We start from the raw sequence: 13949 nt of genomic DNA, 5'->3' as shown, positions 1-13949 counted from the left end.
AATCGACGTTTAAGTCAATTACTCTTGTGAGAAAACGCCGCCCAACTTATCCATGCGCTCTAGTGCAATACCGCAACCACGAGCAACGCAGGTGAGTGGATCTTCTGCTACATGAATAGGAAGGCCAGTTTCTTCGAGCAACAAACGATCGAGGTCGCGCAATAGTGCGCCACCACCGGTGAGCATCATGCCGCGCTCAGCGATGTCGGATGCGAGCTCAGGAGGAATCTGCTCTAAGGCTGCTTTTACTGCAGTGACGATTTGATTGAGCGGATCGGTCAAGGCTTCAAGCACTTCATTGCTAGTAACAGTGAAGCTACGTGGAATACCTTCAGAAAGATTGCGACCCTTTACTTCCATTTCGCGCACTTCTGCGCCTGGGAATGCAGATCCGATTGTTTTCTTGATCAACTCAGCGGTTTGTTCGCCGATGAGCATGCCGTAGTTACGGCGAATGTAATTAGTGATCGCTTCATCAAACTTATCGCCACCAACACGAACCGAGCCTTTGTAAACCATGCCGCCTAATGACATGACGCCAACTTCCGTTGTGCCGCCACCAATATCAACCACCATTGAGCCTGCTGCTTCAGAAACTGGCAAGCCAGCACCAATTGCCGCAGCCATTGGCTCTTCAATTAAAAATACTTGAGATGCGCCAGCACCCAATGCGGATTCGCGAATCGCACGACGCTCAACTTGGGTAGATCCGCAAGGAACGCAAATGATGATGCGTGGGCTTGGCTTTAAAAGCTTGCTCTCGTGCACCATTTTGATAAATTGTTTGAGCATTTGCTCGGTGATGGTGAAATCGGCAATTACGCCGTCTTTCATTGGGCGAATCGCCTCAATATTTCCTGGAACGCGCCCCAACATCGCTTTTGCTTCTTTTCCAACTGCCAAAATGGTTTTTTTGCCATTTGGGCCGCCTTCAGTCCGAATTGCCACAACAGAGGGTTCATCAAGCACAATACCCCGTTCACGCATGTAAATTAAGGTGTTGGCGGTGCCCAGGTCGATGGCCAGGTCATTAGAAAAGTAGCTGCGGAAAAAACCAAACATGATGTAGTGGGAAAATAAGTAAGTGTTAAAAAATATATATAGGAATGATACTCTAGCGCCCCATGAAACTTGATGATGTCCAGCGCATTGCGCACCTTTCCAGCCTTGAGTTAAATCAAGCAGAAGCCGAGGCAGTTTTGCCTCAATTACAGGCAGTTTTTGCCCTAGTTGAGGAAATGCAGGCTGTCGATACAAGTGGTCTTGAGCCCTTGGCTCATCCCATCCTATTTTTGCGTGATTTGGCCCAGCCCATGCGTGTTGATGCGGTGACTGAATCTGACCATCGCACCGAAAATATGCAATCTGCCCCTGCTCAGCAGGATGGCTATTTCTTAGTTCCAAGGGTGATCGAATGAGCTGGAATCAAACCCCCATTGCCCTAATGGCAAAAGCATTGGCCGCTAAAGAGGTCTCCAGTACTGAGTTAACCAAGTACTTTTTGGATCGAATTGAGGCTGGAAAACAGTGGAATGCCTATCTTGATGTAAGCGCTCACTTAAGTCTAGAGCAAGCTTCTAAAGCAGATGCTTTATTGGCGTCTGGAAAAGGTGGCAAATTGACTGGTATTCCTGTTGCCCATAAAGATGTTTTTGTGACTCGCGGCTGGAAGTCGACTGCCGCCTCCAAAATGCTCGATGGCTACCTCAGCCCATTTGATGCCGCCGTTGTCGCCAATCTGGGAATTCCGAGTGAAGAAAATCCCCATGGCGCAGGTATGGTCTGCTTGGGCAAGACCAATATGGATGAGTTTGCGATGGGCTCATCCAATGAGAATTCAGCCTATGGCCCAGTCCTAAATCCCTGGAATTCACAATATGTAGCCGGTGGTTCATCGGGTGGCTCGGCAGCCGCAGTTGCCGCAGGATTGGCACCGATTGCTACTGGTACAGATACTGGGGGCTCTATCCGCCAGCCAGCTGCTTTTTGCGGTTTGACAGGCATTAAGCCAAGTTATGGGCGCGTTTCGCGCTACGGCATGATTGCCTATGCCTCCTCCTTGGATCAGGCGGGCCCCATGGGCAAGACGGCTGAAGACTGTGCGCTCTTGCTCACGGCAATGTCATCCCACGATCCGCGTGATTCAACCTCGCTTGCTGATTCTGGCGAGGATTACGGACGCTATCTTGCTCAATCCTGGAAAGAAGGTAATACCAATCCAGTAAAGCCTTTAGAAGGTTTGCGTGTTGGCTTGCCTAAGGAATTCTTTGCCGATGGTTTGGCACAAGATGTGGCAAATTCAGTGAATGCCGCAGCAAAAGCTTTGCAAGACTTAGGTGCGCAGTTGATTGACGTGAGTTTGCCAAAAACGAAGCTATCGATTCCAGTCTATTACGTCTTGGCACCAGCCGAGGCCTCCAGTAATTTGAGCCGATTTGATGGCGTGCGTTATGGTCATCGCGCTAATGAATATCGTGATTTAGCCGATATGTACAAGAAGTCTCGTACCGAAGGATTTGGCGCTGAAGTGAAGCGCCGCATCCTCATTGGAACTTATGTGCTTTGCCATGGTTACTACGATGCCTATTACCTACAAGCGCAGAAAATTCGTCGCATTATTGCGGCAGATTTTCAGGCGGCATTTGAGCAATGCGATGTGATTTTGGGTCCTGTGGCGCCGGATGTTGCATGGCGCTTAGGGGAGAAATCAAAAGATCCAGTGCAGATGTATTTGGAAGATATTTACACGCTCTCTACTAACTTAGCGGGACTGCCAGCAATGAGCGTTCCTTGCGGGTTCAATTCAAACAATTTACCGATTGGTATGCAGTTGATTGGCAATTACTTTTCAGAAGCGCGCTTGTTACAAGTGGCGCATCAATATCAGCAAGCCAGTGATTGGCATTTGCGTCAAGCAAGCGAGGTGGCATGATGCAATGGGAAGTCGTTATTGGTCTAGAAACCCACGCGCAACTACAAACACAATCTAAAATTTTTAGTGGTGCAAGCACGCGCTTTGGCGCTGGTCCAAATACACAAGCTTGTGCAGTGGATTTAGCATTGCCCGGAGTATTGCCAGTGTTAAATCGCCAAGCAGTCGAGCATGCCATTCGCTTTGGTCTTGCAGTGAATGCGAAGATTTCACCAGCGAGTATTTTTGCTCGCAAGAATTATTTCTACCCAGATTTGCCTAAGGGTTATCAGATTAGTCAGATGGAGCTCCCTGTAGTTGTTGGCGGCTATTTAGAAATCTTGGTCGGCGATCAAGTGAAGGTGGTTGAGCTTACACGCGCTCACATGGAAGAAGATGCGGGTAAGTCCGTTCATGAAGAAGGTTTTATTGGTCCTCATGGTGAAGCGTCTAGCGGCATTGATCTTAATCGCGCCGGCACTCCTCTATTGGAGATCGTGACTGAGCCAGTGATGCGCAGCGCCGCCGAAGCAGTGGCATATGCAAAAGCCTTGCATACCCTGGTGGTGTGGTTGGGCGTATGCGATGGCAATATGCAGGAGGGCTCCTTCCGTTGTGATGCCAACGTTTCTGTGCGCCCAATGGGTCAAAAAGAATTTGGTACGCGTTGTGAGATTAAGAACTTAAACTCCTTCCGCTTTTTAGAAGAAGCCATTCAATATGAAGTGCGTCGCCAAATTGAATTAATTGAAGATGGCGGTACAGTCATTCAAGAAACGCGTTTGTACGATCCCGATCGCCAAGAGACGCGTAGCATGCGTAGTAAAGAAGATGCAAACGACTATCGCTACTTCCCTGACCCCGATTTATTGCCAGTGGTCATTGATGACGCTTGGATTGCAAATGTACGTAGCCAAATGCCAGCATTACCTGCGCAGCTTCGCGAGCAGTGGCAAGGTGAGTTTGGTTTGAGCGCATACGATGCACAACTGCTTACACAGGATCGTGACACGGCCCAAGTGTTTGAAGAGCTCTTGGCGCTTGTTGGTAAGCCATTAGCAAAAGCTGCGGCCAATCTGATTGCGGGCGAGTTTGCCTCGTCATTGAATCGTGCAGGCATTGCTACTGCAAGCGCACCTTTGAAGGCCGCACATTTAGCACCACTGTTGACTCGTGTTGCTGATGGCACTATCTCTAACAAGATTGCAAAAGATATCTTTGCGATTCTGTGGGAGGAGGCTGTAGCTGGTAAATCCATCAGCACCGTTGATCAAGTCATTGACGCTAAGGGCCTAAAGCAAATTAGTGATAGCGGTGAGCTTGAGGCGATGATTGACAAGGTCTTGGCCGCGAATGAGAAGTCCGTAGAAGAGTTCCGTTCAGGCAAAGAAAAAGCATTTAATGCATTGGTAGGTCAAATCATGAAGGCGTCCCAAGGAAAAGCAAATCCTGGTCAAGTGAATGAGTTGTTGCGTAAAAAACTAAGCTAAGCACAAGCCAAATAAAAGAGTAAACGAGGAAGAGATACATGAGCGCGATTGATCCCAAGCAAGCAGAGCAAGAAGAGTTGGTGGCGGAGTGGTTGCGCGCAACCCCTGGTTTTTTTGAGCGTTACGCAAACCTCTTGAACGAAATTCGTTTAAAGCATCCGCACGAGGATCGCGCGATTTCATTGCAAGAGCGTCAAATGACTTTATTGCGTACGCAAAACCAAGAGCTCAATCGTCGTTTAAGTGAGATGTTGCACTTTGGTAGCCGCAATGACAAAACACAGCAAAGTTTGGTCTCCTGGTTGCTGCGACTCATGCGCGCCAACAGCAAGGCTGACGTTGAAGCTGCGGTGACTGCGGGCTTGGCAGAAGTGTTTGAGGTTGAAGCTGCGGAACTCCTGTCGCCCAATCCCGCATTTAGTCCTTGGGTTGATACGCCGCTGTGTGGATCGGCCAAGGAGTTGGCTTCTGCCAGCGTGGATTTACTTGCAACCCAAGTCAAGATAAATCCAAAGTGGCAAAGCATGGTCGCGATTGGATTGCCTTTAGGTAAGAGCGTTGGAGCCGTTCAGTCTCCGGCGGTGTTGCTCTTGGCTAGCAAGGATGAAACGCGTTTCACGGCTGATATGGGTGCTTTCTATTTACGCCAGATTGCTGAATTAACTGCCGCAGCTTTGGATCGCATCCAGGCTTATGAGCCAAACGCTAGCTGAGCTTCATCCTCTTGTACAAGAGTACTTGCACGAGCTGCATGTCCTAAGGCAGCTCTCACCGCATACGCTGAAGGCCTATCGCATGGATCTCAGCGAGCTCCAAACCTTTGCAGCGGATGATTCAGTGGAGTTGCTCAAGGTGACTAATGCGCATGTGCGCCGGTGGGCCGGACGTATGCATTCAAAAGACAAGTCTTCTCGTACCATTGCTAGAGCGCTGTCTGCTTGGCGCGGTTGGTATGACTGGCTAACTGAGAAAGATGCGCGCCGTGAGGCACAAGCTGGGCGCGTGACTGCCAATCTTGTTGCTAACCCTGTCGATGATGTCAAAGCCCCTAAGCGTTTGAAGTCTTTGCCTAAAGCCCTCTCGGTAGAGCAAGCACTCTCTTTGGTAAACCAGGCGGTTAAAGAGGCCGAAGAAAAGCAAGATTTAGAAAGCATGCGCGATGCCGCCATCATTGATTTGCTCTACTCCTCGGGATTGCGTTTATCTGAACTTCTAGGCATCGATGTCATGCAGAGCAAGGATCGTCAGCATGAGTCTGCAGGTTGGCTTGATTGGGATGCTGCTGAAGTCACTGTTTTGGGTAAGGGCGGCAAGCGTCGCTCCGTCCCCATCGGCGGACCAGCCATGCTGTCTTTGAAAGCGTGGCGAGAGGCTCGAGATCAAGCCTGCCACGCTGGGCAAGCGCAATCTTCACATGCCCTGTTTATATCGGCTACGGGGGCCCGTCTATCTCCGCGGACGGTACAGGCACGCTTGCGAACCTTGGCGATGCGAGCAGGCCTTCCAACCCATGTTCACCCCCACATGATGCGACATAGCTTCGCTAGCCATGTTTTGCAGTCATCACAGGATTTGCGTGCCGTTCAGGAGATGTTGGGCCATGCCAGCATTGCAAGCACCCAGATTTACACCTCTTTAGATTTTCAGCACCTTGCTCAGGCCTACGATAAAGCCCATCCACGCGCAAAGGCTGGCAAAGACTGAGGAACTCGGTAAGATATCAGGTTTCCCGCTTGGGAACGCATTACTTCTAGATTTTGATTGGATCCATCATGGCGTTAATTCCAGTAACCATTCTGACTGGCTTTTTAGGTAGCGGTAAAACCACTTTGCTCAAACATATTCTGACTGAGCAACATGGCAAAAAAATTGCCGTGATTGAAAACGAGTTCGGCGAAGAAAATATCGATAACGATATCTTGGTTCAAGACAATCAAGAAAATATTGTGCAGATGAGCAATGGTTGTATCTGCTGCACGATTCGTGGTGACTTGGTGGAAGCGCTCAATGAGTTGTGGGAACAGCGTAAAGATAAAAAAATTAGCTTTGAGCGTGTAGTCATTGAAACTACAGGCGTTGCCAATCCAGGCCCGGTAGCACAGACATTCTTTATGGATGACGATGTTGCGGATCATTATGTGTTGGATGCCGTTGTGACATTGGTAGATGCGAAGCATGGACAGCAACAGCTGACTGAACATGAAGAGGCGCAGCGTCAAGTGGGTTTTGCAGACCAAATCTTTATCACTAAGACCGATCTAGTAAGCCCTGCAGAGGTGGATGCTTTACGTGGTCGCTTAATGCACATGAATCCTCGTGCACCGATTCAGGCGATTTCTAAAGGAGTGGTTCCTTTGGATGCTGTTTTAGATCTCAAAGGCTTCAATTTGAATGCCAAGCTAGACATTGACCCCCATTTTCTGGAGCAAGAGGATCATGATCATGCGACCTGTGGACACGATCACAGCCATGATCACCATGATCACAGCGCTTGCGGGCATGACCATAGCCATGACCATCATGGCCATTCTGGCCATACGGACCGCATCCAATCCTTCGTTTTTCGTAGTGATAAACCCTTTGATCATAAAAAACTGGAAGACTTCCTTGGGGGTATTTTGGAGGTCTTTGGCGAGAAGATGTTGCGGTACAAAGGGGTGCTCTACGTGAAGGGCAGTAACCGAAAAGTCGTGTTTCAGGGCGTTCACCAGATGATGGGGAGCGATTTGGCTGGTTTATGGGGCGCGGAGCCCAAGCAAACCAGGATGGTATTTATAGGCATCGATTTGCCCAAAGACACGCTACTGGCTGGGCTGGAGGGCTGTTTGGCCTAGGGTTTTTCAAGTACAATCCGGCCCCACGGTCAATATTGATGAATATTACCTAAAGTGCAGTAAAACTTTGGCAGAATGAAGTAATAATGCTTCAAACCCATGGAAAGAATGAAATGACGGTAAAAACACCAACGAAATCTACGGCTACGGCAAAAGCGAGCACTAAGGTTGCCAAGGGCGCACCTTTAACTGAAGCTGAGTTGCTCAAGATGTCCGATAAGGACTACATGAGTGCAGCCCAGTTGGATTTCTTCCGTCAGAAGTTACTGACTTTAAAAGACGACATCTTGAAGAATGCTTCTGAAACAACAGAGCATCTGCGTGAAAATATTTTGGTTCCCGATCCTGCAGACCGCGCGACGATTGAAGAGGAGCATGCCCTTGAGTTGCGCACACGCGATCGCGAGCGTAAGCTGCTGAAAAAAGTTGAGCAGGCCTTGGCTCGTATCGAGTCTGGCGATTACGGTTGGTGCGAAGAAACTGGCGAGCCTATTGGTCTAAATCGTTTAATTGCACGCCCAACAGCCAACTTATCTCTTGAGGCGCAAGAGCGTCGCGAACTCCGTCAAAAATTGTTTGGCGATTAATTCACCGGATCCACTTTTAATAAGTAGCAATGACTAAGCAATCTCCATCTATTAGCGAAATCCCCCCCTTACTGAAGGCGGAGATTTTGGCCGAGGCTTTACCTTACATTCGTGCTTATCACGGTAAGACTATTGTGATTAAGTACGGTGGTAACGCCATGGTTGAGGAGCGCTTGAAGGAAAGCTTTGCGCGCGATGTCATTTTGCTCAAGCTGGTTGGAATGAATCCTGTGGTGGTTCATGGTGGCGGTCCGCAAATTGACGAGGCTTTGAAAAAGATTGGCAAGACCGGCACCTTTATTCAAGGCATGCGCGTGACCGATGAAGAAACCATGGAAGTGGTGGAATGGGTTCTTGGTGGTGAAGTGCAGCAAGACATCGTGATGTTGATTAATCACTTTGGCGGCCAGGCTGTTGGCTTGACCGGTAAAGATGGCGGCTTGATTCGTGCGAAGAAAATGTTGGTTGCTGATGAGCAGAAGGCTGGCAGCACTATAGATCTTGGCTTCGTTGGTGAAATTGAGGCTATTAATCCTGCGGTAGTAAAAGCGCTGCAAGATGACGCATTTATTCCGGTGATCTCCCCGATTGGATTTAGCGAAGAGGGTCAGGCATACAACATCAATGCTGACTTGGTTGCTGGCAAGATGGCTGAAATTCTGCATGCAGAGAAGTTGGTAATGATGACCAATATTCCTGGTGTGATGGATAAGAGCGGCACTCTATTAACCGATCTCACTGCGCGTGAGATTGATGGTTTGTTCGCGGATGGAACCATTTCCGGTGGGATGTTGCCTAAGATTTCTTCGGCCCTTGATGCGGCTAAGAGTGGTGTGAATTCGGTGCACATTATTGATGGACGAATTGAGCACTCGTTGTTGCTGGAAATTCTTACTGAGCAAGCATTCGGGACAATGATTCGCTCGCGTTAAGAGCTGAATAAGAGATATGAATATGCGTGATTCTTTGGACCCAAATTCATCAGAGGTTGAGGCCGTGATTGCCGATGAGGGTAAGACACGCAAGCGTCCACGCCCCGGCGAGCGACGCCTACAGATTCTTCAGGTATTGGCGGAGATGCTGCAAAACCCTAAGGGTGAGCGCGTTACAACCGCAGCGCTAGCAGCGAAAATTCAAGTCTCAGAAGCGGCGCTTTATCGTCATTTCGCCAGTAAGGCGCAGATGTTTGAGGGATTAATTTCCTTTATTGAGCAGACCGTATTTGGTTTGATTAATCAAATTAATCAAAAAGAAGAGTCTGGCTTGGCACAGGCGCGCGGTATTTTGCAGATGCTTTTATTCTTTGCGGAAAAAAATCCGGGAATGACTCGTGTATTACTAGGTGATGCTTTGCTCCAAGAAGATGACCGTTTGCAAGAGCGTATTACACAAGTGCTTGATCGTGTTGAGGCATCTTTGAAACAAGCATTACGTATTGCGCAAACACAGGGCGGCTCTTGGGCAAACGTGTCTCAAGATGAAGTTAGCATTCGCGCGGCAATGTTGATGAGTTCCGTCTTAGGCCGTTGGCATCGATTTGCGCGCAGTGGCTTTAAGAAGCTTCCCACAGAATCTTCTGACATTAGTCTTCGCATCCTTCTATCCGAATGAGCGAGTTACATCTCTCTAGAAATACTATTCACTTTGCCGAGCCTTTGCCTTTGCAGAGTGGCGCCACTCTATCTGGCTATGACTTAGTTATTGAAACCTACGGCAAGCTCAATGCTGATAAAAGTAATGCCGTCTTGGTTTGCCATGCCTTAAATGCTTCACACCATGTAGCCGGACCAAATCCTGATAATCCCAACGATATTGGTTGGTGGGATAACATGATCGGACCAGGCAAACCTGTCGATACCGATCATTTTTTTGTCATCGGTGTGAATAACTTAGGCTCCTGCTTTGGCTCAACTGGGCCGATGAGCATTAATCCCGCAAGCGGCAAGCCCTATGGCGCAGATTTTCCAGTAGTTACTGTTGAGGATTGGGTAAACACCCAAGCTCGCCTAGCCGACAAATTAGGTATTCGCCGATTTGCAGCGGTGATGGGGGGCAGTCTTGGCGGCATGCAGGCGATGGCTTGGGCGATTCAATTTCCTAAGCGATTGCAGCACTGTGTCGTGATTGCTTCAACACCAAAACTGAGTGCGCAAAATATTGCCTTCAATGAAGTGGCGCGCAATGCCATTTTGTCTGACCCCGATTTTCATGGGGGCAATTACTATGAGTATGGAGTGGTTCCAAAGCGTGGCCTGAGGTTGGCCCGTATGGTTGGTCACATCACCTATTTGTCAGACGATGACATGGCTGAGAAATTTGGTCGTGAATTACAGCGACCCAATGGCGAGTCAAATGATTACCGTTTTAGCTTCGATGTGGAATTCGAAGTAGAGAGTTACTTGCGCCATCAAGGTGACAAGTTTTCTACATATTTTGATGCCAATACTTATCTACTGATTACTAGGGCATTAGATTACTTTGATCCCTCGCGTCGTTATGAGGGTAGCTTGAACCGTGCGCTGGCTGAGGTGCAGGCTAAGTTCCTAGTGGTGAGTTTCTCCACCGACTGGCGCTTCCCGCCAAATCGCAGTCGTGAGATTGTGGAGTCTTTATTGAGCAATAAGAGTGAAGTGAGCTACGCAGAGATCGATGCGCCTCATGGCCACGATGCTTTCCTGTTGGATGATCCGCGTTATCACAATTTGATTCGCGCTTACTTTGAGCAAATGCTAAAGGACCAACCATGAAGCGCGCAGACTTTGCGGCAATCGCGAAATGGATTGCCCCTAATAGTGAAGTGCTTGATCTCGGCTGTGGTGATGGTAGCTTCTTGGAATACCTATACAAGCAAAAACCAGTACATGCCTACGGTGTAGAGATTGATGATGCGCGCGTTCTCTCTTGTGTGCAAAAGGGGTTGAACGTCATTCAGCAAAATCTTGAAGGCGGCTTAGCTTTGTTTGAGAACGACAGTTTTGATACGGTTGTTCTCTCCCAAACTTTGCAGACTATTCATCAGACTGAAAAGATTTTGCGCGAAGTGGTTCGTGTCGGCAAAGAATCCGTTATATCTTTCCCAAATTTTGGGCACTGGTCCCATCGTTTGGCGGTTGGCTTTGGGCGCATGCCGGTTTCTAAAAGTTTGCCATATCAGTGGTACAACACCCCCAATGTCCGTGTTTTAACGGTTGCCGATTTTGAGAGGCTGGCCTCTAGTCTTGGACTGAAAATTCTGGATCAATGCATCTTGCATGAGGGTCGTCAGGTGACCTTGTTGCCCAATCTGTTTGGAAGTTTGGCGCTATTCCGCATCCGTCGTGCTTAAGGCGATTGGGTCCTGGTTAAAAGATTTTCGGGTTTACCTCGAATGGCCTTGTTTGCGAATGCTCTTCTTGGGCTTCTCTGCAGGGCTTCCTCTGCTCCTCATCTTAGGAACGCTCAGCTTCTGGTTAAGAGAGGCAGGCATTGATCGCAGCACCATTGGTTACCTCACTTGGGTAGGGTTGATCTACGCGGTGAAGTGGATGTGGGCTCCCTTAGTCGATCGACTCCCAATCCCGTTGCTAACGAAATTTTTTGGTAGGCGCCGTAGCTGGCTTCTATTTGCGCAGCTGTTGATTATCTTGGGCTTGCTTGGAATGGCTAGTATTGATCCCCAGGCGCAACTCACTTCAATTGTTTGGTGTGCATTGTTGGTGGCTTTTGGCTCCGCCACCCAAGATATCGCCCTTGATGCATTCCGCATCGAATCAGCTGACAGTGATCACCAGGCCGCTTTAGCTGCAACCTACCAAACAGGTTATCGACTCGCTTTGATTTGGTCTGGTGCTGGTGTGTTGTGGCTCGCAGCTCGAGTTGAAGCGGGGGCGGGATCATATGATGCGAGCGCTTGGCAGTTTGCTTATCTTTGCATGGCGCTCTCAATTGGAGTGGGCGTAATTACCACTTTACTTAGTAAAGAGCCGCTACGCGTTCAATTGCCCCAAGTGCGTGATGCTAAAGCGTGGCTGTATCAAACCGTAGTCGAGCCTTTTGCAGATTTCATTCAGCGTTATGGATGGCATGCCATTTTGATTTTGTCCTTAATTGCAATCTATCGGATTAGCGATGTTGTCATGGGCATCATGGCTAATCCTTTCTATGTTGACATGGGCTACACCAAGGATGAAGTTGCCGCAGTGAGCAAGGTGTTTGGTGTAGTGATGACTCTGGTGGGCGCCTTCGTTGGAGGCGTGCTCACGCTGCGTTTCGGAGTGATGCGCATCTTGTTCTTGGGCGCTATTTTATCGGCTGTAAGCAATTTGCTATTTGCTTGGTTAGCTACCCAGGGCCATGATTTACATGGATTGGTATGGGTGATCTCCGCTGATAATTTAAGCTCGGGCATTGCGAGCGCTGCCTTTATTGCATTCTTATCGTCACTGACAAACATTCAATATTCAGCGACTCAGTACGCTTTATTCAGCTCAATGATGTTGCTATTGCCAAAGTGGCTGGCAGGATTTTCTGGAGTGTTTGTTGACCATTTTGGCTACCAGGCATTCTTTGTTAGTACGGCGATTATTGGCGCGCCAGTGTTAATTCTGATTTGGCTTGCCATGTACCTCAAGGTAGTTGAATTCAAAAAACACGATTCACAACTGGCTAAATAGACCAGTCGTAATCTACCGTTAAGGGTGCATGATCGGAGAAGCGCTCATCCTTGTACACGGCTGTGTGCTTGGCGCTAGCGGCAATTCCAGGCGTGGTGATGTGATAGTCAATACGCCACCCAACATTTTTCGCATAAGCCTGACCGCGATTGCTCCACCAGGTATAACAGGCATCGCTCGCTTCAGGCTCTAATTTTCGATAGACATCTACGTAACCTACTTTATCGAAGAGGTTCGTGAGCCACGCACGCTCTTCTGGTAAGAATCCAGAGTTCTTGAGGTTGCCCTTCCAGTTCTTCAGGTCGATTTCATTGTGGGCAATATTGACATCGCCGCAGAGCACGATTTCGCGCCCAGACTTTTTTAATTCAATCAGGTGTGGCAAGAAAGAATCTAAATAACGATACTTCGCCTCTTGTCGCTCTGGCGAACTAGAGCCTGAAGGCATATAGACGGAAATAACGGATAGCTTCTTAAATCTTGCCTCTACATAGCGACCTTCAGCATCAAATTCCTCATTGCCATAACCATACAGAACTTGATCTGGTGTGTGGGGGGTGTAGATGCCGCAACCGCTGTAGCCTTTTTTCTCGGCATGGTGAAAAAAGCCATGCAGACCGTCTGGATTGAGAATGGCATCCTCTAGGTCATCCTGCTGAGCTTTTAGCTCTTGCATGCAAACAAAGTCGGCCTTCTGTTTGACCACCCAAGGCATAAAGCCCTTTTTGACCGCGGAGCGGATTCCGTTGAGGTTGGCAGAAATGATGCGTAACATATAGGCCTATGAGCTCAAAAAATTCTAATCAAGAAAACTTTATTCGTTTCGCCTTAGAGGCAAACGTTTTGTCGTTTGGGGAGTTTAAAACCAAAGCTGGTCGACTCTCCCCTTATTTCTTTAATGCGGGTGGATTTAATGATGGCGCGCGCTTAAGCGCTCTTGGACGCTATTACGCTAAAGCCTTGCAAGAATCAGGCCTTGAGTACGACATGCTTTATGGCCCCGCCTACAAGGGTATTACTTTGGCCGCTGCTACTGCCATTGCCTTAGCAGATAGCGGTCGCAACGTGCCATACGCCTATAACCGCAAAGAAGCTAAGGATCACGGAGAAGGGGGTTCTTTGGTGGGTGCGCCTGTGAAGGGTAGAGTGGTCATCATTGACGACGTTATCTCTGCAGGCACTTCGGTGAGAGAGTCGGTTGCCTTAATTCGCGCGGCTGGTGCGGAACCTGCTGCTGTATTGATCGCCTTAGATCGAATGGAGAAGTCGGGAACAGCAACAGAGATTGGCGATAAATCCGCAGTTCAAGCAGTTGAGCAGGAATTTGGCTTGCCAGTAGTGGCGATTGCCAATTTAGCTGATCTGATGGCTTTCTTAACGGCATCTAGCGATGCGGAGCTGACCAATTACTTGCCAGCAGTAAAAGCGTATCGCGAGAAATACGGAATCTGATTCAAGGGCTGCGGTAAATATGG

General features: G+C 48.6%; 15 protein-coding genes. 13 read left to right on the top strand and 2 right to left on the bottom strand.

What is annotated here, in order from left to right:
• Positions 1–18: 18 nt before the first annotated feature.
• Positions 19–1062 (bottom strand): rod shape-determining protein, encoded by a 1044-nt coding sequence (locus tag FD960_RS10175; RefSeq protein WP_215299117.1) that lies wholly within the window; start codon positions 1060–1062, stop codon positions 19–21.
• 62 nt (positions 1063–1124) lie between these two features.
• Here FD960_RS10175 and gatC point away from each other — a divergent pair, with 62 nt between their 5' ends.
• The 12 genes from gatC to FD960_RS10115 all read left to right on the top strand — a co-directional run bounded on the left by gatC (position 1125) and on the right by FD960_RS10115 (position 12474).
• Positions 1125–1418, top strand: coding sequence for an Asp-tRNA(Asn)/Glu-tRNA(Gln) amidotransferase subunit GatC (gatC, locus tag FD960_RS10170; RefSeq protein ID WP_215299116.1), 294 nt, complete (start codon positions 1125–1127; stop codon positions 1416–1418).
• Positions 1415–2932: an Asp-tRNA(Asn)/Glu-tRNA(Gln) amidotransferase subunit GatA gene (gatA, locus tag FD960_RS10165; RefSeq protein WP_215299115.1), complete on the top strand. Its 1518-nt coding sequence runs from the start codon at positions 1415–1417 to the stop codon at positions 2930–2932. The genes gatC and gatA overlap by 4 nt, the downstream gene beginning before the upstream one ends.
• Positions 2932–4401, top strand: coding sequence for an Asp-tRNA(Asn)/Glu-tRNA(Gln) amidotransferase subunit GatB (gatB, locus tag FD960_RS10160; RefSeq protein ID WP_215299114.1), 1470 nt, complete (start codon positions 2932–2934; stop codon positions 4399–4401). The genes gatA and gatB overlap by 1 nt, the downstream gene beginning before the upstream one ends.
• Positions 4402–4439: 38 nt before the next feature.
• On the top strand, positions 4440–5114 hold the full coding sequence (locus FD960_RS10155; protein WP_215299113.1) for a DUF484 family protein: 675 nt from the start codon (positions 4440–4442) through the stop codon (positions 5112–5114).
• A complete protein-coding gene (locus tag FD960_RS10150) occupies positions 5095–6105 on the top strand; it encodes a tyrosine recombinase XerC (RefSeq protein WP_215299112.1) in 1011 nt (336 codons plus the stop codon). The genes FD960_RS10155 and FD960_RS10150 overlap by 20 nt, the downstream gene beginning before the upstream one ends.
• 65 nt (positions 6106–6170) lie before the next feature.
• Positions 6171–7235 (top strand): GTP-binding protein, encoded by a 1065-nt coding sequence (locus FD960_RS10145; protein ID WP_215300685.1) that lies wholly within the window; start codon positions 6171–6173, stop codon positions 7233–7235.
• A 209-nt stretch (positions 7236–7444) separates the two neighbouring features.
• On the top strand, positions 7445–7822 hold the full coding sequence (dksA, locus tag FD960_RS10140; protein WP_215300684.1) for an RNA polymerase-binding protein DksA: 378 nt from the start codon (positions 7445–7447) through the stop codon (positions 7820–7822).
• Between the two features lie 29 nt (positions 7823–7851).
• On the top strand, positions 7852–8754 hold the full coding sequence (argB, locus tag FD960_RS10135; protein WP_215299111.1) for an acetylglutamate kinase: 903 nt from the start codon (positions 7852–7854) through the stop codon (positions 8752–8754).
• A 22-nt stretch (positions 8755–8776) separates the two neighbouring features.
• Positions 8777–9433, top strand: coding sequence for a nucleoid occlusion factor SlmA (gene slmA, locus FD960_RS10130; RefSeq protein ID WP_215299110.1), 657 nt, complete (start codon positions 8777–8779; stop codon positions 9431–9433).
• Positions 9430–10569 (top strand): homoserine O-acetyltransferase, encoded by a 1140-nt coding sequence (locus FD960_RS10125; RefSeq protein ID WP_215299109.1) that lies wholly within the window; start codon positions 9430–9432, stop codon positions 10567–10569. The genes slmA and FD960_RS10125 overlap by 4 nt, the downstream gene beginning before the upstream one ends.
• A complete protein-coding gene (gene metW / locus FD960_RS10120; RefSeq protein ID WP_215299108.1) occupies positions 10566–11147 on the top strand; it encodes a methionine biosynthesis protein MetW in 582 nt (193 codons plus the stop codon). The genes FD960_RS10125 and metW overlap by 4 nt, the downstream gene beginning before the upstream one ends.
• Positions 11140–12474, top strand: a complete 1335-nt coding sequence (locus tag FD960_RS10115; RefSeq protein ID WP_251369795.1) for an MFS transporter — start codon at positions 11140–11142, stop codon at positions 12472–12474. The genes metW and FD960_RS10115 overlap by 8 nt, the downstream gene beginning before the upstream one ends.
• Here the strand turns inward: FD960_RS10115 and FD960_RS10110 are convergent.
• Complete coding sequence (locus tag FD960_RS10110) at positions 12467–13249, bottom strand: exodeoxyribonuclease III (RefSeq protein ID WP_215299107.1); 783 nt, start codon at positions 13247–13249, stop codon at positions 12467–12469. The two genes, FD960_RS10115 and FD960_RS10110, sit on opposite strands and share 8 nt — an antisense overlap.
• An 8-nt stretch (positions 13250–13257) precedes the next feature.
• Here FD960_RS10110 and pyrE point away from each other — a divergent pair, with 8 nt between their 5' ends.
• Complete coding sequence (gene pyrE / locus FD960_RS10105; protein ID WP_215299106.1) at positions 13258–13926, top strand: orotate phosphoribosyltransferase; 669 nt, start codon at positions 13258–13260, stop codon at positions 13924–13926.
• Positions 13927–13949 lie beyond the last annotated feature (23 nt).

This window comes from Polynucleobacter sp. AP-Nino-20-G2 (genome assembly GCF_018688235.1).
Taxonomy (GTDB): domain Bacteria; phylum Pseudomonadota; class Gammaproteobacteria; order Burkholderiales; family Burkholderiaceae; genus Polynucleobacter.
Note: the sequence above shows the minus strand (reverse complement) of the source record. Positions and strands in the feature narration are given on the sequence as shown.

Coding starts and splice junctions, on each gene's coding strand:
- FD960_RS10175 (WP_215299117.1), bottom strand. CDS start 1,062: ATGTTTGGTTTTTTCCGCAGCTACTTTTCTAATGACCTGGCCATCGAC.
- gatC (WP_215299116.1), top strand. CDS start 1,125: ATGAAACTTGATGATGTCCAGCGCATTGCGCACCTTTCCAGCCTTGAG.
- gatA (WP_215299115.1), top strand. CDS start 1,415: ATGAGCTGGAATCAAACCCCCATTGCCCTAATGGCAAAAGCATTGGCC.
- gatB (WP_215299114.1), top strand. CDS start 2,932: ATGCAATGGGAAGTCGTTATTGGTCTAGAAACCCACGCGCAACTACAA.
- FD960_RS10155 (WP_215299113.1), top strand. CDS start 4,440: ATGAGCGCGATTGATCCCAAGCAAGCAGAGCAAGAAGAGTTGGTGGCG.
- FD960_RS10150 (WP_215299112.1), top strand. CDS start 5,095: ATGAGCCAAACGCTAGCTGAGCTTCATCCTCTTGTACAAGAGTACTTG.
- dksA (WP_215300684.1), top strand. CDS start 7,445: ATGTCCGATAAGGACTACATGAGTGCAGCCCAGTTGGATTTCTTCCGT.
- argB (WP_215299111.1), top strand. CDS start 7,852: ATGACTAAGCAATCTCCATCTATTAGCGAAATCCCCCCCTTACTGAAG.
- slmA (WP_215299110.1), top strand. CDS start 8,777: ATGCGTGATTCTTTGGACCCAAATTCATCAGAGGTTGAGGCCGTGATT.
- FD960_RS10125 (WP_215299109.1), top strand. CDS start 9,430: ATGAGCGAGTTACATCTCTCTAGAAATACTATTCACTTTGCCGAGCCT.
- metW (WP_215299108.1), top strand. CDS start 10,566: ATGAAGCGCGCAGACTTTGCGGCAATCGCGAAATGGATTGCCCCTAAT.
- FD960_RS10110 (WP_215299107.1), bottom strand. CDS start 13,249: ATGTTACGCATCATTTCTGCCAACCTCAACGGAATCCGCTCCGCGGTC.
- pyrE (WP_215299106.1), top strand. CDS start 13,258: ATGAGCTCAAAAAATTCTAATCAAGAAAACTTTATTCGTTTCGCCTTA.